A 24,629-nucleotide genomic window follows, 5' to 3' on the forward strand; every position below is an offset into this window, starting at 1 on the left:
AACCTCAGGCCAGGCCGGCCCGGCGCAGAGCCTCCGCCATCTCGCTGTTCGCCGGCGCGGACGCGGAGGACCCGCGACGCTTGCCGCCGCCACCGCCCTTGCCACCTGCGCCGCCGGTGCCCTTGCCGCCTGCGCCCTTGTCGCCTGCGCCCTTGCCGCCCTCGCGGGGCGAACCCTGGCGCTGGCGCGGGGCGCCGCCCCGCTGCTGCTGCCGGTCCCGGGAGCCGCCACGGCGGCCCTCGCCGCCCTGCGCGCCCGGCTCGTCGTCGAGACGCAGCGTCAGCGAGATCCGCTTGCGGGCCTCGTCCACGTCCAGCACGCGGACCTTGACGATGTCACCCGGCTTGACGACGTCGCGCGGGTCTTTCACGAACGTCTTGGACATGGCCGAGACGTGGACGAGTCCGTCCTGGTGGACGCCGACGTCGACGAAGGCGCCGAACGCCGCGACGTTCGTCACCACGCCCTCCAGCACCATGCCGGAGGCCAGGTCGCCCAGCTTCTCGACGCCCTCCTTGAAGCTCGCCGTACGGAAGGCGGGGCGCGGGTCGCGGCCCGGCTTCTCCAGCTCGCCCAGGATGTCGGTGACCGTCGGCAGACCGAACGAACCGTCCACGAACCGCTGCGGGTCCAGCGCCCGCAGCACCTTCGTGTTGCCGATCAGCGACGGCACGTCGGTACCCGAGGTGGCGACGATCCCGCGCACCACCGGATACGCCTCCGGGTGCACCGCCGAGGCGTCCAGCGGGTCCTCGCCGCCGCGGATGCGCAGGAAGCCCGCGCACTGCTCGAACGCCTTGGGCCCGAGCCGCGAGACGTCCTTGAGGGCCGTACGGCTGGTGAACGGACCGTTGGCGTCCCGGTGGGCGACGATGTTCTCCGCGAGGCCCGAGCCGATGCCCGAGACCCGGGAGAGCAGCGGCGCCGAGGCGGTGTTGACGTCCACACCGACGCCGTTCACACAGTCCTCCACCACCGCGTCCAGCGAGCGCGACAGCTTCACCTCGGACAGGTCGTGCTGGTACTGGCCCACCCCGATGGACTTCGGGTCGATCTTCACCAGCTCGGCCAGCGGGTCCTGGAGGCGGCGCGCGATGGAGACGGCGCCGCGCAGGGACACGTCCAGGTCGGGCAGCTCCTGGGAGGCGTAGGCGGACGCGGAGTAGACCGAGGCACCCGCCTCGGAGACCATCACCTTCGTCAGCTTCAGCTCGGGCTTGGCGGCGAGGAGTTCACCGGCGAGCTTGTCCGTCTCCCGCGAGGCCGTGCCGTTGCCGATGGCGACCAGCTCGACCTCGTACGTCTCGGCGAGCGCCGCGAGCCTGGCCAGGGACGCGTCCCACTGCTTGTGCGGCGCGTGCGGATAGACCGTGTCGGTGGCGGCGACCTTGCCCGTCGCGTCGATCACGGCCACCTTCACGCCCGTGCGCAGCCCCGGGTCGAGGCCGAGGGTGGCACGGGTGCCGGCGGGCGCGGCCAGCAGCAGGTCACGCAGGTTGGTGGCGAAGACCCGCACCGCCTCGTCCTCGGCGACCGTCCGCAGCCGGGTGCGCACGTCGATGCCCAGGTGCACCAGCACGCGCGTACGCCACGCCCAGCGCACCGTCTCGGCCAGCCACGCGTCGGCCGGGCGCCCCTCGTCGCGCACGCCGAAACGCTGCGCGATGGAGCGCTCGTAGGACGTGGGGCCCTCGCTCTCCTCACCCGCGGGCTCCGGGGCGAGGGTGAGGTCGAGGACCTCCTCCTTCTCGCCGCGCAGCATGGCCAGGATCCGGTGCGAGGGCAGCTCGGTGAAGGCTTCGGAGAAGTCGAAGTAGTCGGCGAACTTCGCGCCCTGCGCCTCCTTGCCCTCGCGCACCGTGGCGGCCAGCCGGCCCCGCTCCCACATGCGCTCGCGCAACTCGCCGATCAGGTCGGCGTCCTCGCCGAAGCGTTCGGTGAGGATGGCACGGGCGCCCTCCAGCGCGGCGGCCGCGTCCGCGACGCCCTTGTCGGCGTCGACGAAGGCGGCGGCGGCCGCGGCCGGTTCCACCGTCGGGTCCGCCAGCAGCCCCTCGGCCAGCGGCTCGAGACCGGCCTCGCGGGCGATCTGCGCCTTGGTGCGCCGCTTGGGCTTGAACGGCAGGTAGATGTCCTCGAGCCGCGCCTTGGACTCGGCGGCACGGATGCGCGCCTCCAGCTCCTCGGTGAGCTTGTCCTGCGAGCGCACGGACTCCAGGATCGCCTCGCGCCGCTCCTCCAGCTCCCGCAGATAGCGCAGCCGCTCCTCCAGTGAGCGCAGCTGCGCGTCGTCGAGCATCTCGGTCGCTTCCTTGCGGTAGCGCGCGATGAAGGGCACGGTCGACCCGCCGTCGAGCAGCTCGACAGCGGCACGGACCTGCCGCTCGCGTACGCCGAGCTCCTCGGCGATCCTGCCTTCGATGGTCGTCGTCACGATGGTTGGTTCCGCCTTCTCGGTGCTGTGGTCCCCCGGTAGGCATGCATTGTGGCAGGCCGGTCCGACACCCGGGCGCAGGCGGGCGCCGTCGGAGCCGTCCCGTGCGGGCGCGAGACGGCCCGCACGCGGCCCCGGGCGAGCTGTGCTCAGTCCTTGCCGAACGCGTCGGCGGGGAACGCGCCTGCTTCGGCCGCGGTGCGCGCGAAGCCCGACGCCAGCTCGGTCAGCCGGGCCACGTCCGCGGCGCCCAGCAGCTCGTAGGGGCGGCGGTCGAGCCGGTCGGTCTCCTCCTCCAGGTGCTTGCGCAGCGCGGTGCCCGCTTCGGTCAGCTCCCCGTCGCCGCCCAGCAGCCCGCGCTCGGTCAGCCTGCGCTGCGCGGCCGCCCAGTCCTGCATGTTGTAACCGCGGGTGCTCATGGCCCACTTCGGGCTCATACCGCGCCCGCTGGCGGTGTGGCTGACCACGGCCTCCAACGCGTCGAGCTCGGCGTGCTGGAGCGCGGCGATGTGGCCGTCCCCGCGGTGTTCGCGCAGCAGCGTCGCGGCGTGCCACAGCGCCAGGTGCGGGGCCGTCTCGAGCGGTGGGGTGGGCAGGTCGGCGTTGGCGGAGTGGAGCGGGCGCCCCGAGCGGGTGCAGCCCTCGGTGGCGCGCAGGGCCAGCCGGGCGGCCTCGGCCATGTGGGGGGAGGCGACGGTCTCCTCGCCCAGCAGGTGCCGCAGCGTCGCGTCGACGGCCCGCAGCCGTGCCGCCAGCACGGTCTCGGGGGAGGCCGCGTCCCACACCTCGGGGACGAAGCGGGCGACGAGGGAGTGGCTGTAGTTGTAGAACGTGGCCGTCACCGTGCCGGCGCCCACGGCACCCAGCGGCGCGGAGCGCGTGGCCAGGTTGATGGCGTGCGGGTCGTCGATGCCGTAGGGCGCCAGTTCCCTGCCCAGCGCGGGTGAGAAGTACAGCGCGGAGTGCAGGACGTTGAGGGCGTTGTGACAGTGGCGTCCGGCGCGTTCGGGAAGTGACGTCATGCCCGTACGCTACCGGGCGGTACGGTCGACCAGAAGGGCAGGGGAACCGGCTGCTCCGCTCCGCCGGGGCCCTCGTGCCACCGCCACCACCCGAAGCGTGCCTCTGCGCGCTTTAGGAAGCCGCCACCCCTCGGCCCACCCCCTCGGCGGCCTCGTTGCCGCCCGCCGCCTCAGGCCGCCAGTGCGCGACGCGGTCGGGCCCAGTCGTCGCGCGCCTGGAGCGGGGTGGGCTCCATGGCGCGTGAGCGTATCCGGAGCCCCTCAGGTTTCTGTCAGAGAGGCGACCGGTGCGTAAGTCTTCTGTCAAATGCCATCGATAAGTGCCCAGTTGCGGTCAGCGGCACAGACCGGCTCCGTGCGGTATCACCATTCAGTGCAAGTGCATCTGCAAGTACAGACCAGATGTGTGGCCCACGAGTCCGACCGAGAGAGCGGGGTACTCCGATGGAGAGCCGCGGTGCACAGCGTTCCGCCGTCATCGACGAGGCCCCCGCGGCCGCCGGGAGAACACAGTCCCCGGCCGCGGGGAGCGCCGGACAGGCGGGAGCCGCTGGCACGGTGAACCGGGCCGCGGCGGCCACGCCGCCGCGGGAGCGCGGCGAGCGGTCCGTGCACCGCACGGTCGGCTGCGCGCACGACGGCGGGCCCGAGTACGCGCGCACCCGCACGCCGGCGCCCGCCCAGGAGGGCGCCTGCCAGGAGGGCAGCTGGCGGTTCGCCGCGCCCGCCACCGACGCCTCGGTGCCCCGGCTCCGCCACGCCGTGCGCGACCTGCTGGCGCGACAGCCCACACACGTGCCGGACGAGACGCTCCAGGGCGTACTGCTGATCCTCTCGGAGCTGGTCACCAACGCGGTGCGGCACGCCGCGCTGCTCTCGCCGACGATCGGGGTCGAGGTCGCGCTGGGCGGCGGCCGGCTGCGGGTGGCCGTCGAGGACGGCCACCCCTACCGGCCCAAGGCGCTGGCCGCCGAGCCGACCGGGGACCACACGGGCGGCCGCGGGCTGCTGCTGGTCAAGGCGCTCACCGCGGAGGCGGGCGGCGTCTGCGACGTGGAGCAGACCGGTGCGGGCGGCAAGGTCATCTGGGCGGCACTGCCCCTGGCTGCCGCCTAGGGCTTCCTGCGGTTCTTGCGTCGGCCGGCCGACCGGGGGATGCCGCTTTCCGTGGTCTGCGGTCCGCGGGTGGGTTGTGGTCGGTCGCGCAGTTCCCCGCACCCCTGCGGGGCGCGTCCACGTCTTTGCCGTCAGGTCACCAGTCGCCGGCGCCGGCTGTCACCTCGCGGGCCGTGGCGCGTGCGGCGTCCAGCACGGTCATGAACCAGGTCGAGAAGGGGTCCGTCGCGTGCCGCTTCTCCAGCTCGCCCGCCGTCACGAACGCGACCTCGGCGATCTCCTCGGGATCCGGCCGCAGTTCCTCGCGCAGCAGCCCCACGAACAGGTGGTTGTACTCCTGCTCCACCAGGCCCGAGGCCGGGTCGGGGTGGTTGTAGCGGACGGTGCCCGCCTCCCGCAGCAGCGCGGGCGCGACGCCCAGTTCCTCGCCGACGCGCCGGGTGGCGGCGGCGAACGGCGCCTCGCCCGGGTACGGATGCCCGCAGCAGGTGTTCGACCACACGCCAGGTGAGTGGTACTTGCCCAGCGCGCGGCGCTGGAGCAGCAGCCTTCCCTCGTCGTCGAAGAGGAAGACGGAGAAGGCGCGGTGCAGGCGGCCGGGCGCCACATGGGCGGAGAGCTTCTCCGCGGTACCGATCGTCGTCCCGTCCTCGTCGACCAGTTCGAGCATGATCGGGGCCGCTGAGCTGTTCGCCATGGTCATCCTTCTCGTGGGCCGGTGGGCAGCGCGACCCAGTGTGCCGTAGGTTGCGCCGCAACTGTGCATTCTGCGCGAATCTGTCGCTTTCGCGCACGAGCGTGCCGCTGTCCGATCGCGCGAGCCCCTTTTGTGTCCGCCGCGTCGCCGTGCGTGCCGTTCAGGCCCACACACGGTTTCAGCGACCCGGAGCGGCCGGCGCACTCCGGACCGCACGCGGCAGCTCAGCCGGCCGCGGTGCGCGCCTCGGGGTGCCGCAGCAACCAGCCCTCCCACGCCGTGGCGACCATCTCGCGCACCCCGAACCGCGGCCGCCAGCCCAGCTCCTCGCGGATGCGCCGCGCCGAGGCGACCACCCGCGCCGGGTCGCCCGGGCGCCGCGGCCCCACCTCGGGCGCGGGCTCGTGCCGCCCTGTGACCTCGGCCACCAGCTCGGCCATCTCCCGCACGGAGACGCCCTCGCCCGTGCCCACGTCGAGCGTCAGGTCGCGGCCGTCCGCCGCACCGCCGCCCGCGGCCATCGCGCGCGCGGCGGCGGCGTGCGCGTCGGCCAGGTCCTGGACGTGGATGTAGTCGCGGACACACGTGCCGTCCTCGGTCGGGTAGTCGTCGCCGAAGATCCTGGGCGCCTCGCCGCGCGTGAGGGCGTCGAAGAACATCGGCACGATGTTGGAGACCCCCGTGTCGGCCAGCTCGGGGGCGGCGGCGCCCGCGACGTTGAAGTAGCGCAGGCAGGCGGTGTCGATCCCGTGGGCGCGGCCCGCGGCGCGCACCAGCCACTCCCCGGCCAGCTTCGTCTCGCCGTAGGGGTTCATCGGCACCGTCGGGGTCCGCTCGGTGACCAGGTCCACGTCGGGCATCCCGTAGACGGCGGCGGACGAGGAGAAGACGAACCGGCGTACGCCCGCGTCCACCACGGCCCGCAGCAGGCACGCCAGGCCGTGCACGTTCTCCTCGTAGTAGCGCAGCGGCTGCTCGACCGACTCGCCCACCTGTTTCCTGGCCGCGAGATGGATCACACCCGTCACCCGGTGCTCGGCGAGCGTGCGGGACAGCAGCGCCGTGTCCGTCACCGGGCCGCGCACCAGCGGCACCTCGGCGGGCAGCCGCTCGGGCAGGCCCGCCGAGAGGTCGTCCAGCGCCACGGCCCCCTCGCCCGAGGCGGTCATGGCCCGCGCGACGTGCGCGCCGATGTACCCGGCGCCACCTGTGATCAACCACGTCATGTCCCGCACCCTATCGGCCCCGGTTGTGAGCCGAGCCGGTGATCGACCATGCTGGTGCGCGCAGGTGCGCCACCGGCAACAGCGGGCCGATGAACGCTCGGTGAAGGCTCGTTCCGGCGATCGGATACTCTCTGCCGACGTGCTGCCGGCCCCGGAGGGCGACGGCGCATGCTGCCCGCTGCCTTCGTTGTCCCCTTCTCGCGCGGGCATGCCAGCTTCCAAGGAGTGAGTTCGTTCTGTCGACCGCCATCCTCACCGGTCCGCCGGTCGCCGGGTCGTCGCTGGAGGCCGACCTGCGCTCCCTCGGCTTCGACGTGCGCGTGGCCGACGACACCGACGACGCGACCGCTGTGGGCGCCCACCTGGCAGCGACGGCGCCCGGTGAACGGCTCGCCCTGATCGACCCCCGCTTCGTGGGGCACACCCACGCGCTGCGGCTCGCGCTGAAGGATCCCCGCTTCGCTGCGGGCGCGCTTCCCGGGGTGCTCGGCCTCACACCCGGGGCCCGCGCCGCGCTGGAGCCCCGGCTGGCGGGCGACCCCGACGAGGCGGCCCGCGCGCTGGAGGCCGCCGGGGTCGAGGTGCACCGCCCGGAGCTGGGCGTGCTGGTCGCGGACGTGCCCGAGAGCGAGACACAGCGCCGGGAACGCGAGCAGGCCGTCGCCGCCGTGGACGGCGAGCAGGTGCGGCTGCGCTCCGCGGTCAAGTCCCGCGACGGCTTCTTCACCACCTTCTGCATCAGCCCCTACTCCCGCTACCTCGCCCGCTGGTGCGCCCGCCGGGGGCTGACCCCCAACCAGGTCACCACCGCCTCGCTCGTCACCGCGCTGATCGCCGCCGCCTGCGCGGCCACGGGGGAGCGGTGGGGCTTCGTGGCGGCCGGCGTGCTGCTGATCGCCTCCTTCGTCCTGGACGCCACCGACGGGCAGCTCGCCCGCTACGACCTCCAGTACTCCACGCTCGGCGCCTGGCTGGACGCCACCTTCGACCGCGCCAAGGAGTACTCCTACTACGCGGGCCTGGCACTGGGCGCCTCCCGCGGCGGCGGCAGCGATGACGGCGTGTGGGCACTGGCGCTCGGCGCCATGCTGCTGATGACCGCGCGGCACACCGTCGACTTCTCCTTCAACGAGGCCAGCCACGACGACTCCGCCAACAGCAGCCCCACCGCCGTGCTCTCCCAGCGGCTGGACTCCGCGGGGTGGACGGTGTGGGTGCGCCGGATGATAGTGCTGCCCATCGGCGAGCGATGGGCGCTCATCGCCGTCCTGACGGCCGCCACCACGCCGCGCGTCACGTTCGTCGTGCTGCTGATCGCGGGCGCGTTCGCCGCCTGCTACACCACCGCGGGGCGGCTGCTGCGCTCCGTGCGCCGCAGGGCGCGCACCGACCGCGCCGCCGAGGGGGTGCGCGCGCTCACCGACAGCGGCCCGCTCGCCGAGCTCGCCGCCCGTGTGCTGCGCCCGGTCGCTTTGCCGAGCCTGGGTGTGCCCGCGCTCGCCCTGCTGGGCGGCGCCGTGATCCTGGCCACCGCGTGGGCCGCGCCGCTGGGCAGCTACTGGCCGGTCGTGGCGGCCGCCGCGTACGCGCTGTGCTCGGGTGTGGCGCTCGCGCGGCCGCTCAAGGCCCCCCTCGACTGGCTGCTGCCCCCGATCTTCCGCATCGCGGAATACGGCACGATCCTGGTGCTGGCCGCCCGCTCCCAGGCCGACGGCGCGCTTCCCGCGGCCTTCGGGCTGGTCGCGGCTCTCGCCTACCATCACTACGACACGGTGTACCGCATCCGCGGTAACACCGGAGCGCCTCCGCACTGGCTGGTGCGGGCGGTCGCGGGGCACGAGGGACGGACCCTGGTGGTCGCCGTCGTCGCCGCCCTGTGGCTGGGCGGTGGGCACCCCGAGGGCTTCATCTTCGCGCTGACCGCGCTCGCCGTGGTCATCGCGGTCCTGGTGCTCGCCGAGAGCATCCGTTTCTGGGTGTCCTCGCAAGCACCCGCAGTACACGACGAAACAGGAGAACCCGCATGATCGGCCTCGTGCTGGCCGCCGGCGCCGGACGGCGTCTGCGCCCCTACACCGACACCCTGCCCAAGGCCCTGGTGCCCGTCGATGGCGAGACCACCGTCCTCGACATCGCCCTGGCCAACTTCGCCGAGGTCGGTCTCACCGACGTCGCGGTCGTCGTGGGCTACCGCAAGGAGGCCGTCTACGAGCGGCAGGCCGAGCTGGAGGCCAAGCACGGCGTCAAGCTCACCCTGATCGACAACGACAAGGCCGAGGAGTGGAACAACGCCTACTCCCTCTACTGCGCCCGTGAGGTCTTCAAGGAGGGCGTGCTGCTGGCCAACGGCGACACCGTGCACCCCGTCTCCGTCGAGAAGACGCTGCTGGACGCGCGCGGCAACGGCCAGAAGATCATCCTGGCGCTCGACACCGTCAAGGACCTGGCCGACGAGGAGATGAAGGTCGTCGTCGACCCCGAGAAGGGCGTCCAGAAGATCACCAAGCTGATGGACCCGGCCGAGGCCACCGGCGAGTACATCGGCCTGACCCTCATCGAGGCCGAGGCGGGCGCCGAGCTGGCCGACGCGCTCAAGGCCACCTTCGAGAAGGACCCGCAGCTCTACTACGAGGACGGCTACCAGGAGCTGGTGAACCGCGGCTTCACGGTCGACATCGCCCCGATCGGCGACGTCAAGTGGGTCGAGATCGACAATCACGACGACCTCGCCAAGGGCCGGGAGATCGCATGCCAGTACTGACCCGCCTCATTCCGTCGCCGGTCGTCGTGGACATCTCCCGCGGCGCCCTGGACGACCTGGCGGGCCTGTTGGCCGATCAGCGGATCTCCACCAACGGCAAGCTCGCCTTCGCGATCAGCGGCGGCTCGGGCGCCGCGCTGCGCGACCGGTTCGCGCCGCTGCTGCCCAACGCCTCCTGGTACGAGGTCGGCGGCGGCACCCTGGACGACGCGATCAAGCTCGCCGACGCCATGAAGTCGGGCCGCTACGACGCGGTGGTCGGGCTCGGCGGCGGCAAGATCATCGACTGCGCGAAGTACGCGGCGGCCCGCATCGGGCTGCCGCTGGTCGCCGTCGCCACGAACCTGTCGCACGACGGTCTGTGCTCGCCGGTCGCCACCCTCGACAACGACGCGGGCCGCGGCTCCTACGGGGTGCCCAACCCGATCGCCGTCGTCATCGACCTCGACGTCATCCGTGAGGCGCCCGAGCGCTACATCCGCTCCGGCATCGGCGACGTGATCTCCAACATCTCCGCGGTCAAGGACTGGGAGCTGGGGCACGAGCAGCGCGGCGAGGCCATCGACGGGCTCGCCGCCGCCATGGCGCGCCAGGCGGGAGAAGCGATCCTGCACCACCCGGGCGACGTGTCCGACGACGGTTTCCTCCAGGTGCTGGCCGAGGGCCTGGTGCTCACCGGCATCTCGATGTCGGTCGCGGGCGACAGCCGTCCCGCGTCGGGCGCCTGCCACGAGATCAACCACGCCTTCGACCTGCTCTACCCCAAGCGGGCCGCGCCCCACGGCGAGCAGTGCGGACTCGGCGCCGCCTTCGCCACCTACCTGCGCGGGGACAAGGACACGGCCAAGCTGATGGTCGAGGTGCTGCGCCGGCACCGGCTGCCGGTGCTGCCCGCGGACATCGGCTTCGACCGCGACGAGTTCGTCGAGGCCGTCGCGTACGCACCGCAGACCCGCCCCGGGCGCTACACGATCCTCGAACACCTCGACCTGTCCACCGACCAGATCAGGGACGCGTACGCGGACTATGCACAAACCATCGGTAGCTGAGCTGCGGCCGGTCGTCCACCCCGAGGGCGTGAAGGACCGGCGCAGCGGTGAGCACTGGGCCGGCCGGCTCTACATGCGCGAGATCTCGCTGCGGATGGACCGGCACCTGGTGAACACCCGGGTCACGCCCAACCAGCTGACGTACGTGATGACGCTCGCCGGCGTCCTGGCGCTGCCCGCGCTGCTGGTGCCCGGGATCGCCGGGGCCGTGCTCGGCGCGCTGATGGTCCAGGCGTACCTGCTGCTCGACTGCGTCGACGGCGAGGTGGCCCGCTGGAAGAAGCAGTTCTCGCTGGGCGGGGTCTACCTGGACCGGGTCGGCGCCTACCTGTGCGACGCCGCCGTGCTGGTCGGCTTCGGCCTGCGCGCCGCCGACCTGTGGGGGAGCGGGCGCATCGACTGGCTGTGGGCCTTCCTGGGCACCCTGGCCGCGCTCGGCGCCATCCTGATCAAGGCGGAGTCCGACCTGGTCGGCGTCGCCCGGCACCAGGGCGGGCTGCCGCCGGTCAAGGAGTCGGCGTCCGAGCCGCGCTCCTCCGGGATGGCGCTGGCCCGCAGGGCGGCGGCGGCGCTGAAGTTCCACCGGCTGGTCCTCGGTATCGAGGCGTCGCTGCTGATCGTGGTGCTGGCGGTCGTGGACCAGATCCGCGGGGACCTGTTCTTCTCCCGGCTGGGCGTCGCCGTCCTGGCGGGCATCGCGGTTCTCCAGACGCTGCTGCACCTGGTGTCCATCCTCGCCTCCAGCAGGCTGAAGTGACAGGGGGCGACGTGAGCCAGGACAGCCGGGACAGCCAGGACAGCCGGGACGGCCAGGACGGCGAGGACACAGCGACGATGCGACTGGGCGCCGTGGTGCTGACCATGGGCAACCGCCCCGAGGAGCTGCGCGCGCTGCTCGACTCGGTGGCCGGGCAGAAGGGCGAGAGGATCGAGGTCGTGGTCGTCGGCAACGGCGCGCCGCTGCCCGACCTGCCCGAAGGCGTCCGCACGGTCGAGCTGGAGGAGAACCTCGGGATCCCCGGGGGCCGCAACGTCGGCATCGAGGCGTTCGGGCCCGCGGGCCGCGAGGTGGACGCGCTGCTCTTCCTGGACGACGACGGGCTGCTTCCCTCGCCCGATACGGCCGAACTGGTGCGCGAGGCCTTCGCGGCCGATCCGGGTCTCGGCATCATCAGCTTCCGCATCGCCGACCCGGACACCGGCGTGACCCAGCGCCGCCACGTGCCCCGGCTGCGGGCCTCCGACCCGATGCGCTCCTCGAAGGTGACCACCTTCCTCGGCGGCGCCAACGCCGCACGCACCAGCGTCCTGGCCCAAGTCGGCGGCCTCCCCGACGAGTTCTTCTACGCCCACGAGGAGACCGACCTGGCCTGGCGCGCGCTGGACGCGGGCTGGGGCATCGAGTACCGCGCCGACATGGTGCTGCACCACCCCACCACGGCGCCCAGCAGGCACGCGGTCTACCACCGCATGGTGGCCCGCAACCGGGTCTGGCTCGCCCGCCGCAACCTCCCGGCCCTCCTCGTCCCCGTCTACCTGGGCGTCTGGCTGCTGCTGACGCTGGCTCGCCGCCCCTCCATGCCGGCGTTGAAGGCGTGGCTGGGCGGATTCAAGGAGGGCTGGACGACACCCGCGGGCCCCCGCCGCCCCATGCGGTGGCGTACGGTATGGCGTCTGACGCGGCTCGGACGCCCGCCCGTGATCTGACAAGCTCTCCCTTTGAGAGCATCGGCTCCCAAACACCTGCGCAGTGTGAGGACGAAAGTTTCCATCGTGAGCGAGACAACCCACGACAGTGCCGTCGGTGTGACGCCCCCGCCGTCACCGGACGACGGTCTGACCCCGGCCGAACTCGCGGCCAAGTACGGCCTGTCGGTGAGCGGGGCGCGCCCTACGCTGCCCGAGTACGTGCGGCAGCTGTGGGCGCGGCGGCACTTCATCCTCGCCTTCTCCCGGGCGAAGCTGACGGCGCAGTACAGCCAGGCCAAGCTGGGCCAGCTGTGGCAGGTCGCCACCCCGCTGCTCAACGCGGCGGTCTACTTCCTCATCTTCGGCATCATCATGGGCGGCCGCGAGGGGATCCCCGGCGGGCAGAACCGCTACATCCCGTTCCTGGTCACCGGGGTGTTCGTCTTCACCTTCACCCAGACCTCGGTGCTCAACGGGGTGCGGGCGATCTCCTCGAACCTGGGGCTGGTGCGGGCGCTGCACTTCCCGCGGGCGTCGCTGCCCATCTCGATCTCGCTCCAGCAGCTCCAGCAGCTGCTGTTCTCGATGATCGTCCTGGTCGTCATCCTGCTCGGCTTCCGCGAGCTGCCCGGCTTCTCGTGGCTCCTGATCGTCCCGGTCCTGGCCTGCCAGTTCGTCTTCAACACCGGGCTCGCGCTGATCATGGCGCGGCTGGGCAGCAAGACCCCCGACCTGGCGCAGCTGATGCCGTTCATCACCCGCACCTGGCTGTACGCCTCCGGCGTGATGTTCTCCCTGCCGTACATGCTCACCAAGCACAACGCGCCCGACTGGCTGGTCGACGTGATGCAGGGCAACCCCGCCACGGTCTACATGGACCTGATGCGGTACGCGCTCATCGACGAGTACGGGGTTTCGGACATGTCGCCGCTGGCCTGGCCGCTCGCCGTCTTCTGGGCGGTCGCGTTCGGCATCGGCGGATTTGTTTTCTTCTGGAAGGCGGAGGAGCGTTATGGCCGTGGCTGAGCACACCGAGCGCAGCGGAGCGAGGGCCCAGTCCGGTACGAAGACCGAGGACCAGGCCGAGCGGACCCCGGCCCCGTGGGTGCCGACCGTCGTCGCCGAGGACCTGCACATCGTCTACCGCGTCTACGGCGGCGCCAAGGGCAAGGGCAGCGCGACCGCGGCGCTCAACCGGATCATCCGCCGCAAGCCGGGCGGCGGCATGCGCGAGGTGCACGCGGTGCGGGGCGTCAGCTTCACCGCCTACCGCGGCCAGGCCATCGGCCTGATCGGCTCCAACGGCTCCGGCAAGTCGACGCTGCTGAAGGCGGTCGCCGGGCTGCTGCCGGCCGAGCGGGGCCGCGTCTACACCGACGGGCAGCCCTCGCTGCTGGGCGTGAACGCGGCGATGATGAACGACCTGACGGGCGAGCGGAACGTCATCCTCGGCGGCCTGGCCATGGGCATGTCCCGCGAGGAGGTCGCCCGCCGCTACCAGGGCATCGTCGACTTCTCCGGCATCAACGAGAAGGGCGACTTCATCACCCTGCCGATGCGCACCTACTCCTCGGGCATGGCGGCCCGGCTGCGCTTCTCCATCGCCGCGGCCAAGAACCACGACGTCCTCATGATCGACGAGGCCCTGGCCACCGGCGACAAGAAGTTCCAGAAGCGCTCCGAGGCCCGCATCCGTGAGCTGCGCAAGGAGGCCGGCACGGTCTTCCTCGTCAGCCACAACAACAAGTCCATCCGCGACACCTGCGAGCGGGTGCTGTGGCTGGAGAAGGGCGAGCTGCTCCTGGACGGACCCACCGACGAGGTCCTCAAGGAGTACGAGAAGTTCACCAGCAAGTAGCCCGCCCCCACGCGGTGCCGTGAACGCCGAGTGGCCCGCGCCCCGTCCGGGGGCGCGGGCCACTCGCCGTTCGGCGGAGCCGGTTCACACGCCCGAGTGCACCGGCTCCTGGTCGTTGTCCGCGTGTGCGGAACGGTCTTCGAACGCGTCCTCGGTCGCCTTGCCGGGGTCCGACTCGCTCAGCCCGACCCTGGCGTGCAGCCGCCGCAGCGGCCCGGGCGCGTACCAGGCGGTGCGGCCCAGCAGCCGCATGGCGGCCGGCACGAGTACGCCGCGCACCGCGACGGCGTCGATCAGGATGGCGAGCCCGCTGCCGAGCCCGAACATCTGCAGGAACGAGATCTGGCTGGTGGCGAAGGCGAAGAAGCTGACCGCCAGCAGTCCCGCCGCCATGGTGACGATGCGTCCGGTGCGGGAGAGACCGCCGGCCACGGCCTCACGGTCGTCGGTGCCCGCGTCGTGCAGTTCCTTGATGCGGCTGGTCACGAAGACCTCGTAGTCCATGGACAGCCCGAAGACGATGCAGAACATCAAAACCGTCATCGAGGTGTCCATGGGCATCGCGGTGAAGCCCAGCGCCGAGGACAGGTGCCCGTCCTGGAAGATCCAGACCATGGCGCCGATGGCCGCCGTCAGGCTGACGGCGTTCAGCACCAGGGCCCGCAGCGGCTGGACGAGGCTGCCGGTGAAGAGGAACAGCAGTACGAACGTCGAGCCGAGGACCCACAGCACGGCCGCGGGCAGCTTGTCGGCGATGGCCGTCTTGGAGTCGATGAGCGCCGCGTCCTGGCCGCCGACGAGCACGTGGGCACCGTCGGGCCCCGGCATGGCGCGGATGTCGCGGACGAGGTCGGCGGCCGCGCCGGAGGCGGGGGTCGTCTTCGTGGTGACGGTGAGCCGGTGGACGCCGTCACGCTCGAAGGCGCCGGCCGAGGCGTCCGGCTTCCGTACGGCGTGCCCCGCGGCCCAGGTGCCGGTGGCGGACCGGACGCGGACGACGCCCTCCAGCTTCGAGACGTCGGCGGCGTACCGGGCGACGGCCCGCTGGGGGGCACTCTCCTCGGTGACCAGGGCGATGCTCGCGGCGTCGTTGCCCGCGAAGTCCTGCTGGAGCACCGTGGAGACCTGGCGGCTCTCGGCGGACTCGGGCAGCACCCGCTCGTCGGGGGAGCCGAACGTGGCGCCCAGCAGCGGGCTCGCGGCCAGCAGCAGCACGGCCAGCACCGGCAGGCCCGTCAGCGCAGGCCGCCGCATGACGGTGGCCGCCATCCTCCGCCACAGCGGGGCCTCGGTGCGGCGCACCGCGTCGGCCCAGGGCAGCCGCCCCTTGTTGACCCGCTCTCCGAGCACCGCCAGCAGGGCGGGCACGATCAGCAGCGCGGCCAGTGCGGCGATGGCCACCACCCCGATGCCCGCGTACGCGAAGGAGCGCAGGAAGAACGGGGGGAACAGCAGCAGTGCGGCCAGTGCGGCGACCACGGTGGCGGCCGAGAAGAGGATGGTGCGCCCCGCCGTGCGCACGGTCGTGCGCAGCGCCCGCGCCGTCCCGTCGCCCGCGCCGAGCCGTTCGCGGAAGCGGCTGACCAGCAGCAGTCCGTAGTCGATGCCAAGACCCAGACCGAGTGCCGTGGTGAGGTTGACGGCGAAGACGGAGACGTCCGTGATGCTGCCGAGGACGTACAGCTCGGCGAAGGTGCCCAGGATGGCCACCACCCCGATGGCCAGGGGCAGCAGGGCCGCGACGACGCTGCCGAAGGCGACGATCAGCAGTACGAGCGTCACGGGGACGGCGATGGCCTCGGCCAGCGCGAGGTCCCCGGAGACCTGCGCGGTGATGTCGCCGTTCAGCGCGGCAGGGCCACCCGCCTGGACACTGACCGGGCCCCTGACGCCGGTCCACTCGTCGGTCACCTCGGTGATCCGCTCGGTGTCGGCGTCGTCCATGTGGGCCAGCACGAGGGCGCGGTCGCCGTCGCGCGAGGTGAGCGCCGAGCCTCCCGGAGCCCAGTAGGAGGTCACCTGGGAGACGCCCGGCTCGGCGCGCAGGCCGCGCGTCAGCTTCTCCCCGGCCCGTTCGACGGCGGGGGCCTCCAGGTCACCGTCCTCGGCGGAGACGAGCAGGACGAGGTTGTTCTGGCCGCCGAACTTCTCCTCGATCAGTGCGGCGGCCCGTGAGGAGGGCGAGGCGGGATCGTCGAATCCGCCGCCCTTCAGCTTGCCGAAGGCGCCGGAGCCGACGGCGGCGAGCGCCACCACCGCCAGCAGGGCGAGCAGGAGCACGGTGCGCGCCCTGCGGTAGGTGAAGTCGGCTGTGCGGTCGAGCACGTGGTTCCCCCCGGTGGATGTGGCAGTGCGAAGGCGGGGCGGCGCCCCCGTAGATGTTTACGCCGTCAACATGATGATGACGGCGAATGTTACGACCGTCAACATCGGGCAGGATGGAGGCCATGGAGGCGAACAGTGCAGCGAGGGGGCGGGCGGCCGCCGGTGAAACCAGGGCGAGCGGTGGCAAAGAGGGCCGCTACCACCACGGCGACCTGCGCAACGCGTTGATCCGAGCCGCCATCGAACTGGCTGCCGAAGGCGGTCCGGACGCCGTGGTGCTGCGCGCCGCTGCCCGCAAGGTCGGCGTCTCCGCCACGGCCGCCTACCGCCACTTCGAGGGCCAGAGCGACCTGCTGGGCGCGGTCAAGGAGTACGGCCAGCAGCGCCTCGTCGCCTGCATGGAGGCGGTGGGCCGCGCGAGCGAGGACGCGGGGCCCCGGACGGTCAGGGACCGCATGATGGAGCTCGGGCGCGGCTACGTGCGCTTCGCCCGCCAGGAGCCGGGCCTCTACCGCACGGCCTTCTGCCGCAAGGCCCTCGGCGCCGTCGGCATCACCGAGGAGGGGGGGCTGGCCGACGTGGAGGGGGAGCAGCCCGGCTGGGAGACCCGCTCCTTCGAACTGCTCACCGAGACGCTGGACGACGCCGTCACCGCCGGTCTGATCACCCCCGAGCGCCGCCCGGGGGCCGAGCTGAGCGCCTGGGCCATGGTGCACGGGGTGGCCATGCTCTTCCTCGACGGCCCGCTCGACACGCTGACGGACGAGGAGTCCGCCTACGTCGTCGACCGTGTCCTGGGCGACATCCTCGCCGGTCTGATGTCCCCCTGACGGGTGATCACGAATGTCGGACCCGGGATGGTGACCCACCGCACGGGGGATTGATGTACGGCGTAAGCTGTTTCGGTGCTGATGCGCGGTAAGTCGGGCGAGTCGGTCCTGGGCGAGCTGCGCCACGGGCTGCTTCCGCAGGCCAGCGCGTGCGGCGTGTCCGAAATAGGATGTTCTGGCGCGGCGGTGTAGAAACGGAGATGTGACGGCAATGGCCATGGGCAGTACGTGGTGACCGCGGAGGAGGACGCGCACGCGAGCGCGGTGCTCTCCAAGGCCAGGGCGGAGAACTTCCCGGTGGCGCCGCGCTTCCTCCCCCGCGCGTGGCGGGACGACCTGATGGCCGTCTACGGATTCGCCCGCCTGGTCGACGACATCGGCGACAGCGACCTGGCCTTCGGGGCCGAGCACGCCGTCGCCCTCGGTCTGGCACCCGAACAGGCGGGCGACCCGCTCGCCATGCTCGACGCGTTCGAATCCGACCTGCACCGCGTCTTCGAGGACACCGCAGGAGGCGCAGGGCCCGCCGGCCGCAGGGGTTCCGCCGCCGCGGCGCGCGAGCCCGGCCATCCGCTGCTGCGTGCCCTGGTTCCCACGGTGCGCCGCAGGGGCCTGACCCCCGAGCCGTTCCTCGCCCTGGTCGAGGCCAACCGGCAGGACCAGAAGGTACGGCGCTACGCCACCTGGGGCGAACTGCTGGCCTACTGCGAACTGTCGGCCAACCCGGTCGGGCACCTCGTCCTGGCCATCACCGGCACCTCGACGCCCGAGCGGGTGCGCCGCTCCGACGCGGTCTGCACCGGGCTGCAGATCGTCGAACACCTCCAGGACGTGGCCGAGGACCTGGCCCGCGACCGGATCTACCTGCCGGCCGAGGACATGGACCGCTTCCGCGTCAGCGAGGCGGACCTGGCGGCCCCCACCGCGAACGCCTCGGTCCGCGCCCTGGTCGCCTTCGAGGCCGACCGGGCGCTGGGCCTGCTGGACGAGGGCACGCCGCTGGTGCGCAGCGTCCACGGCAGGCTCAGGCTGCTGCTCGCCGGATTCACCGGCGGCGGCAGGGCGGCGGCCGGGGCGCTGCGGGCCGCACGGTACGACGTACTGGCAGGGGCTCCCAAGGCGGGCGCCGCGAGCGTGCTGCGCGAGTCCTGGGCGAGTCTGCGAGGAGAGGGGTGACCGGGACGGTGGGAAAGACAGCGAAGGCCGCCAGAGCGGGCCGGGCCACGGCGGCCGGGTCCGCGCAGCAGCTTCCGGGTCCCGTGAGCGCCGCCTACCGCTACTGCGAGGCCGTCACGGGAGCGCAGGCCCGCAACTTCGCCTACGGCATCAGGCTGCTGCCCGGGCCCAAGCGGCAGGCCATGTCCGCGCTGTACGCCTTCTCCCGGCGCGTGGACGACATCGGCGACGGCGACCTGCCCGCCGAGGCCAAGCGCGAGCGCCTGGAGCGCACCCGGGACCTGCTCGCCCTGGTCAAGGACCGCCGGATCCATGACGACGACACCGACCCGGTCGCCGTCGCGCTCAGCCACGCCGCCGACCGCTTCCCCCTCCCGCTCGACGCGCTGGACGAGCTGATCGACGGCGTCCTGATGGACGTCACCGGCGCCACGTACGAGACGTGGGACGAGCTGAAGGTCTACTGCCGCTGCGTGGCGGGGGCCGTCGGACGGCTCTCGCTGGGCGTCTTCGGCACGGTGTCCGGCGCGCGGGACGCCGCCCGCGCCCCCGAATACGCCGACACCCTGGGGCTGGCTCTTCAACTCACCAATATTCTCCGGGACGTTCGGGAAGACGCGGAGGGCGGGCGTACGTACCTTCCCTCGGAGGACCTCGAGAAATTTGGCTGTGCCGCGGGATTCAAGAGCACTACGGTGCCGGACGGCGCCGACTTCACCGGACTGGTGCACTTCGAGGTGCGACGCGCACGGGCACTGTTCACCGAGGGATACCGGCTGCTGCCCATGCTCGACCGGCGCTCCGGTGCCTGCGTCGCCGCCATGGCGGGGATCTACCACCGCCTGCTGGACCGCATCGCGGCCGACCCCGCTGCCGTCCTGCGCGGCCGCGTCTCCCTGCCGGGACGGGAGAAGGCCTACGTGGCGGTGCGCGGACTCTCAGGGCTCGACGCCCGGCAGGCCGCCCGGCGGAGCGCCTGATGGCCGCCACCACGCGGCGCGGCGCAACCCGCCGCCCGGATGGAGCGTCCCAGCGGGCGCGGACGGCGGCACCCGGCAGCCCGCCCGAGGGGAGGAGCGTCCATGACAGCGGACGACGCACCGTCCGGTGACCGTCCCGCCGGCTCCCGGCGTGCCGTGGTGCTCGGCGGCGGCATCGCCGGCACGACGGCCGCGCTGAGACTGGCCGAAGCGGGCCTGGAGACCACCCTGGTGGAGACCAGGCCCCGGCTGGGCGGACTCGTCTTCTCCTTCCGCCGCGACTCCGCCGCGGGGCCGCTGAACGTCGACAACGGCCAGCACGTCTACCTGCGCTGCTGCACCGCCTACACCTGGTTCCTGGAGCGCGTCGGCGCCGCCGGGCTCGCACCGCTCCAGGACCGGCTCGACGTCCCCGTGCTGGACGTCGGCGGCAGGCGGCCCCGGCTGGGCCGCCTGCGGCGCACCGGGCTGCCCGTACCGCTGCACCTGGCGGCGAGCCTGAGCACCTACCCGCACCTGTCCGCGGTCGAACGCGCCTCCGTCGCCCGCGCCGCGCTCGCGCTGGGGAACCTCGACCCGGCCGACCCCGCGCTCGACGCCATCGACTTCGCCACCTGGCTGCACCGGCACGGCCAGTCGCCGCGCGCCATCGAGGCGCTGTGGGACCTGGTGGGCACCGCCACCCTCAACGCCCGCGCCCCGCACGCCTCCATGGGGCTGGCCGCCAAGGTCTTCCGCACCGGGCTGCTCAGCGACCCCGGCGCCGCCGACATCGGCTGGGCTCACGTGCCGCTCGGCGACATCCACGACGTTCTCGCCCGCGCCGCCCTCGACAAGGCGGGAGCCCGCACCCTGCTGCGCACCCGGGCACGCGCCGTCACCCGGACGAAGGACGGGGGCTGGCGGGTGACGGTCGACCAGGGAGCCGAAGGGACCACGGAGCTGACCGCTGAGACGGTGGTGTTCGCCGTACCGCAGCGGGAGGCACACAGGATGCTGCCCCCCGGCGCCCTCGCCGACCCGGGCAGGCTGCTGGACATCGGCACGGCGCCCATCCTCAACGTGCACGTCGTCTACGACCGCAAGGTGCTGCGCCGCCCCTTCTTCACCGCGCTCGGCACCCCTGTGCAGTGGGTCTTCGACCGCACCAGCGCCTCCGGGCTCACCGGCGGCGGGCAGTACCTGGCGCTGTCCCAGTCCGTCGCGCACGAGGAGATCGACCTGCCGGTCGCCACCCTGCGCGAGCGGTACCTGCCCGAGCTGGAGCGGCTGCTGCCCGCCGCGCGGGGCGCCGGAGTACGCGACTTCTTCGTCACCAGGGAGCGCACCGCCACGTTCGCACCGACGCCCGGGGTCGGGCGCCTGCGCCCCGGCGCGCGCACCGCGTCCCCGGGCCTCTACCTCGCCGGCGCATGGACCGCGACCGGCTGGCCCGCGACCATGGAAGGCGCCGTCCGCAGTGGGGCGCAAGCCGCGCGTGAGGCTCTCGTCGCGCTGGGCCGCCCGTACGGGAGGGAACCGGTCCCCGGCATCGAAGGAAGAGCGCATGAGCACCACTGACGCAGCAAGCACCGCCAGCCAGGACCGGCCGGCCGACCCGACAGCACCGCACCAAGGAGACCCTGTGATCCCGGCGAAGCCGCATCTCGCAAACGCCGAGAACGACGACGGCGAGGGCACCACGAGCGAGGAGACCGGTAGCAGGGCAGTAAGCGCGCTGCTGGAGCGCGGGCGTACGCTCAGCACGCCCGTGCTGCGGGCGGCCATCGAACGGCTGGCCCCGCCGATGGACACCGTCGCCGCCTACCACTTCGGCTGGATCGACGCCGCGGGCCGCCCCTCCGAGTCGGCCGGCGGCAAGGCGGTACGGCCCGCGCTCGCGCTGCTGTCCGCCGAAGCCGCCTCGGCGGCGCCCGAGGTGGGCATCCCGGGTGCCGTCGCCGTGGAGCTGGTGCACAACTTCTCCCTGCTGCACGACGACCTGATGGACGGTGACGAACAGCGCCGCCACCGCGACACGGTCTGGAAGGTGCACGGCCCTGCCCAGGCCATCCTCGTCGGCGACGCGCTGTTCGCGCTGGCCGGCGAGATACTGCTCGAACTGGGCACGGTGGAGGCGGGGCGGGCCACCCGCAGGCTGACCACGGCCTCCCGCAAGCTCATCGACGGGCAGGCGCAGGACATCTCCTACGAACACCGCGACCTCGTCACGGTGGAGGAGTGCCTGGACATGGAGGGCAACAAGACCGGCGCGCTGCTGGCCTGCGCCGCCTCCGTCGGCGCCGTGCTGGGCGGCGCCGACGAGCGCACGGCGGACGCGCTGGAGGCGTACGGCCACCACCTCGGGCTCGCCTTCCAGGCCGTCGACGACCTGCTCGGCATCTGGGGCGACCCCCAGGCCACCGGCAAGCAGGCGTGGAGCGACCTGCGGCAGCGCAAGAAGTCGCTGCCGGTGGCCGCCGCCCTCGGCTCCCGGGGCCCGGCCGCCGCCCGGCTCGCCACGCTGCTGTCGGCCGACGCGGCCAAGAGCCAGGCCGAGTTCGAGGACTTCCACGAGACGGAGTTCGCCGAGCGGGCCGCCCTCATCGAGGAGGCCGGAGGCCGCGAGTGGACCTCCCAGGAGGCCCAGCGCCAGCACACCACGGCCATCCAGGCGCTCGACTCCATCGAGATGCCGGGACGGGTGCGCGAGCAGTTCGTCGCGCTGGCCGACTTCGTCGTCGTACGGCAGAGGTGAGTGCCCCGGCACCACACGGCTCCGAGCGATCGGACACTTCGGAAGGAGAAAGGGATGACCGCAACGACGGACGGACCCGCCGGCCCAGGCGTCTCCGGAACGAAGAACACCACGCGCGTCGCACCCCCCGCAGCGCCCGCGGCGCAGGAGAGCGTGACCGCGCTGGCGGAGCGGACCGCGGCCCGCGCCGTCGACCACCTGCTCGCCCGCCAGGACGAGGCCGGCTGGTGGAAGGGGGACCTGGACACCAACGTGACCATGGACGCCGAAGACCTGTTGCTGCGCGAGTTTCTCGGCATCCGCGACGAGACGACGTACGCGGCCGCCGCCCGGTGGATCCGCTCCCAGCAGCGCGAGGACGGCACCTGGGCCACCTTCCACGGCGGCCCGGGCGACCTGTCCGCCACCATCGAGGCCTACGTCGCCCTCAGGCTGGCCGGTGACCAGGCCGGGGCCCCCCACATGACGCGCGCGGCGGCCTGGGTACGCGAGAAGGGGGGAGTGGCCCGCAGCAGGGTCTTCACCCGCATCTGGCTCGCCCTCTTCGGCTGGTGGAGGTGGGAGGACCTCCCGGAGATGCCGCCGGAGATCATCTACTTCCCCAAGTGGTTCCCGCTCAACATCTACGACTTCGGCTGCTGGGCCCGCCAGACCATCGTGCCGCTCACCGTCGTGTGCGCCTTCCGCCCCGTCCACCCGGCGCCCTTCGCCCTGGACGAGCTCCACCGCGACCCGGCGCACCCCCGCCCCGACGCGACGATGGCACCCGCCACCACCTGGGACGGCGCCTTCCAGCGCATCGACCGCGCCCTGCACGCCTACCGCAAGGTGGCCTCGCGCAGGCTGCGCCGCGCCGCCCTCAGGGAGGCCTCACGCTGGATCATCGAGCGGCAGGAGAACGACGGCTGCTGGGGCGGTATCCAGCCGCCCGCCGTCTACTCGGTCATCGCGCTGCGCCTGCTCGGGTACGACCTCGACCACCCCGTGCTGAAGGCGGGCCTCGCCTCCCTCGACAGGTTCGCCGTCTGGCACGACGCGGACACCCGGATGGTCGAGGCCTGCCAGTCCCCGGTCTGGGACACCTGCCTGGCCTCCATCGCGCTCGCCGACGCGGGGCTGCCGCGCGACCACCCCGCGCTGGTCAAGGCCGCCGACTGGATGCTGGGCGAGCAGGTCGTGCGGCCAGGGGACTGGTCGGTGCGACGGCCAGGACTGACACCGGGCGGCTGGGCGTTCGAGTTCCACAACGACAGCTACCCGGACACCGACGACACCGCCGAGGTCGCCCTGGCCCTGCGCCGCATCCAGCACCCCGACCCCGAGCGGGTCGAGCGGGCCCTCGCGCGTGCGGTGCGCTGGAATCTGGGCATGCAGTCCCGCGACGGCGCCTGGGGCGCCTTCGACGTCGACAACACCAGCAAGTTCCCCAACCGGCTGCCCTTCTGCGACTTCGGCGAGGTCATCGACCCGCCGTCCGCCGACGTGACAGCCCACGTGGTGGAGATGCTGGCCGCCGAGGGCAAACAGCACGACCCGCGCACCCGCAAGGCCCTCGCCTGGCTGCTGTCCGAACAGGAGGCCGACGGCTCCTGGTTCGGACGCTGGGGCGTCAACTACCTCTACGGCACCGGATCCGTGCTCCCCGCCCTCGTCGCCGCCGGGCTGCCCCCCTCGCACCCGGCGATCCGGCGCGCGGTGCGCTGGCTGGAGAAGGTACAGAACGAGGACGGCGGCTGGGGCGAGGACCTGCGCTCCTACATCGACTCCGAGTGGGCCGCCAACGGCACCTCCACCGCCTCCCAGACGGGGTGGGCCCTGATGGCGCTGCTGGCGGCGGGCGAGAAGGACAGCAAGGCCGTCGAGCGCGGCATCGGCTGGCTGGCCGAGACCCAGCGCGAGGACGGCTACTGGGACGAGCCGTACTTCACCGGCACCGGCTTCCCGTGGGACTTCTCGATCAACTACCACCTCTACCGTATGGTCTTCCCCCTCACCGCGCTGGGCCGCTACCTGCACGGCGACGGGCTGGAACGCCTCGCGCGGCGGGTCGCGTGATGGCGAGCCCGGAAGCCCCTCAGCCGCTGCTGGTCGCGTGCGCGCTCGGCATCGAGCACCTCGCGCTCCGCCGCGGCCTGGGGCGCCCGGGCGACGGCCGTCCCGGCGGCGGGCCGCACGCCGCCGGCGTCACGCTGCTGCGCAGCGGAATGGGCGCGCAGGCCGCGCGCCGCGCCGTGACCAGAGCGCTCGCCGACGAACAGGTGCCCGGCGCCACGCCCGTGCTGGCCACCGGCTTCTGCGCGGGCCTGGTCCCCGGCATGCGCCCCGGCGACCTGGTCCTCGCCGAGGAGACCCGCGACCAGCTGGGGCGCACCCGCTGCGCCGGAACCGAACTGCTGGCCACCGCGCTGGCCCGGCACGCCACCGGGCGCACCGTCCACGTGGGCACCCTCGCGGGCACCGACCGCGTGGTGCGGGGCCAGGCGCGGGCCGCGCTGCACACCGCCGGAGCGATCGCCGCCGACATGGAGTCGGCCGCCACCCTGGACGCCGCCGCCGCGGGCACGGCCCGGCGTCCGGTTGCGGCTGTACGGGTGGTCGTGGACGCTCCCGGACATGAACTGATCCGCATCGGGACACTGCGGGGTGGAATATCGGCATTCCGCGTCCTTCGCGGTGTCCTGCCCGCATTCCTCGAATGGCACCGATCCCTGCTGCTCCCCTGGAGGTGA

The 24,629-nt window shown here is 72.8% G+C and carries 20 protein-coding genes; 15 read left to right on the top strand and 5 right to left on the bottom strand.

All coding sequences use genetic code 11. The annotated features are described in order from the left end of the window. Positions 1 to 4: 4 nt before the first annotated feature. Positions 5 to 2,434, bottom strand: a complete 2,430-nt coding sequence (locus MMF93_RS28775) for a Tex family protein (RefSeq protein WP_242756027.1) — start codon at positions 2,432 to 2,434, stop codon at positions 5 to 7. Positions 2,435 to 2,583: 149 nt separating this feature from the next. Continuing rightward, on the bottom strand, positions 2,584 to 3,456 hold the full coding sequence (locus tag MMF93_RS28780; RefSeq protein ID WP_242756028.1) for an SCO6745 family protein: 873 nt from the start codon (positions 3,454 to 3,456) through the stop codon (positions 2,584 to 2,586). A gap of 609 nt (positions 3,457 to 4,065) precedes the next feature. On the opposite strand from MMF93_RS28780, the gene MMF93_RS28785 reads away from it, so the two are divergent. After that, positions 4,066 to 4,572 carry an ATP-binding protein gene (locus MMF93_RS28785; RefSeq protein WP_423835642.1) on the top strand — a complete coding sequence of 169 codons (507 nt, stop codon included), beginning with the start codon at positions 4,066 to 4,068 and terminating at the stop codon, positions 4,570 to 4,572. A gap of 136 nt (positions 4,573 to 4,708) precedes the next feature. On the opposite strand, the gene idi is transcribed toward MMF93_RS28785, so the two are convergent. After that, the gene (gene idi, locus MMF93_RS28790) at positions 4,709 to 5,269 is read right to left on the bottom strand and encodes an isopentenyl-diphosphate Delta-isomerase (RefSeq protein ID WP_242756029.1); all 561 of its coding nucleotides are present in this window, start codon (positions 5,267 to 5,269) and stop codon (positions 4,709 to 4,711) included. Positions 5,270 to 5,493: 224 nt separating this feature from the next. Then, positions 5,494 to 6,495, bottom strand: a complete 1,002-nt coding sequence (gene galE, locus MMF93_RS28795; RefSeq protein WP_242756031.1) for a UDP-glucose 4-epimerase GalE — start codon at positions 6,493 to 6,495, stop codon at positions 5,494 to 5,496. A 236-nt stretch (positions 6,496 to 6,731) separates the two neighbouring features. On the opposite strand from galE, the gene MMF93_RS28800 reads away from it, so the two are divergent. The 7 genes from MMF93_RS28800 (at position 6,732) to MMF93_RS28830 (ending at position 13,852) form a co-directional block, all read left to right on the top strand. Next, positions 6,732 to 8,522, top strand: coding sequence for a DUF5941 domain-containing protein (locus MMF93_RS28800; protein ID WP_242757825.1), 1,791 nt, complete (start codon positions 6,732 to 6,734; stop codon positions 8,520 to 8,522). Further along, positions 8,519 to 9,256: a phosphocholine cytidylyltransferase family protein gene (locus tag MMF93_RS28805; RefSeq protein WP_242756033.1), complete on the top strand. Its 738-nt coding sequence runs from the start codon at positions 8,519 to 8,521 to the stop codon at positions 9,254 to 9,256. The genes MMF93_RS28800 and MMF93_RS28805 overlap by 4 nt, the downstream gene beginning before the upstream one ends. Then, positions 9,244 to 10,305, top strand: coding sequence for an iron-containing alcohol dehydrogenase family protein (locus MMF93_RS28810; protein WP_242756034.1), 1,062 nt, complete (start codon positions 9,244 to 9,246; stop codon positions 10,303 to 10,305). Before MMF93_RS28805 ends, MMF93_RS28810 begins: the two co-directional genes overlap by 13 nt. Further along, positions 10,283 to 11,062 carry a CDP-alcohol phosphatidyltransferase family protein gene (locus MMF93_RS28815; protein ID WP_242756035.1) on the top strand — a complete coding sequence of 260 codons (780 nt, stop codon included), beginning with the start codon at positions 10,283 to 10,285 and terminating at the stop codon, positions 11,060 to 11,062. The genes MMF93_RS28810 and MMF93_RS28815 overlap by 23 nt, the downstream gene beginning before the upstream one ends. A 77-nt stretch (positions 11,063 to 11,139) precedes the next feature. Continuing rightward, positions 11,140 to 12,012: a glycosyltransferase family 2 protein gene (locus MMF93_RS28820; RefSeq protein WP_242757826.1), complete on the top strand. Its 873-nt coding sequence runs from the start codon at positions 11,140 to 11,142 to the stop codon at positions 12,010 to 12,012. 66 nt (positions 12,013 to 12,078) lie between these two features. Further along, positions 12,079 to 13,020 (top strand): ABC transporter permease, encoded by a 942-nt coding sequence (locus MMF93_RS28825; protein WP_242756036.1) that lies wholly within the window; start codon positions 12,079 to 12,081, stop codon positions 13,018 to 13,020. Beyond that, on the top strand, positions 13,007 to 13,852 hold the full coding sequence (locus MMF93_RS28830) for an ABC transporter ATP-binding protein (protein WP_242756037.1): 846 nt from the start codon (positions 13,007 to 13,009) through the stop codon (positions 13,850 to 13,852). Before MMF93_RS28825 ends, MMF93_RS28830 begins: the two co-directional genes overlap by 14 nt. Before the next feature lie 84 nt (positions 13,853 to 13,936). Here MMF93_RS28830 and MMF93_RS28835 read toward each other — a convergent pair whose 3' ends face one another. Next, positions 13,937 to 16,177 (bottom strand): MMPL family transporter, encoded by a 2,241-nt coding sequence (locus MMF93_RS28835; protein ID WP_242756038.1) that lies wholly within the window; start codon positions 16,175 to 16,177, stop codon positions 13,937 to 13,939. 122 nt (positions 16,178 to 16,299) lie between these two features. On the opposite strand from MMF93_RS28835, the gene MMF93_RS28840 reads away from it, so the two are divergent. From MMF93_RS28840 to MMF93_RS28870, 7 genes are all read left to right on the top strand, one after another. Continuing rightward, complete coding sequence (locus MMF93_RS28840; RefSeq protein WP_242756039.1) at positions 16,300 to 17,007, top strand: TetR/AcrR family transcriptional regulator; 708 nt, start codon at positions 16,300 to 16,302, stop codon at positions 17,005 to 17,007. Between the two features lie 228 nt (positions 17,008 to 17,235). Continuing rightward, positions 17,236 to 18,183 (top strand): squalene synthase HpnC, encoded by a 948-nt coding sequence (gene hpnC / locus MMF93_RS28845; protein ID WP_242756041.1) that lies wholly within the window; start codon positions 17,236 to 17,238, stop codon positions 18,181 to 18,183. Positions 18,184 to 18,266: 83 nt separating this feature from the next. Next, a complete protein-coding gene (gene hpnD, locus MMF93_RS28850) occupies positions 18,267 to 19,163 on the top strand; it encodes a presqualene diphosphate synthase HpnD (protein WP_242757827.1) in 897 nt (298 codons plus the stop codon). Between the two features lie 102 nt (positions 19,164 to 19,265). Continuing rightward, positions 19,266 to 20,723 (top strand): hydroxysqualene dehydroxylase HpnE, encoded by a 1,458-nt coding sequence (gene hpnE, locus MMF93_RS28855; protein ID WP_242756043.1) that lies wholly within the window; start codon positions 19,266 to 19,268, stop codon positions 20,721 to 20,723. A 64-nt stretch (positions 20,724 to 20,787) separates the two neighbouring features. Continuing rightward, positions 20,788 to 21,900 carry a polyprenyl synthetase family protein gene (locus tag MMF93_RS28860; RefSeq protein WP_242757828.1) on the top strand — a complete coding sequence of 371 codons (1,113 nt, stop codon included), beginning with the start codon at positions 20,788 to 20,790 and terminating at the stop codon, positions 21,898 to 21,900. A gap of 54 nt (positions 21,901 to 21,954) precedes the next feature. Next, the gene (shc, locus tag MMF93_RS28865; protein WP_242756045.1) at positions 21,955 to 23,955 is read left to right on the top strand and encodes a squalene--hopene cyclase; all 2,001 of its coding nucleotides are present in this window, start codon (positions 21,955 to 21,957) and stop codon (positions 23,953 to 23,955) included. Next, complete coding sequence (locus MMF93_RS28870) at positions 23,955 to 24,629, top strand: phosphorylase family protein (RefSeq protein ID WP_242756047.1); 675 nt, start codon at positions 23,955 to 23,957, stop codon at positions 24,627 to 24,629. Before shc ends, MMF93_RS28870 begins: the two co-directional genes overlap by 1 nt.

The sequence above is a fragment of the Streptomyces tubbatahanensis genome, from assembly GCF_022699385.1.
Classification (GTDB): Bacteria; Actinomycetota; Actinomycetes; order Streptomycetales; family Streptomycetaceae; genus Streptomyces; species Streptomyces diacarni.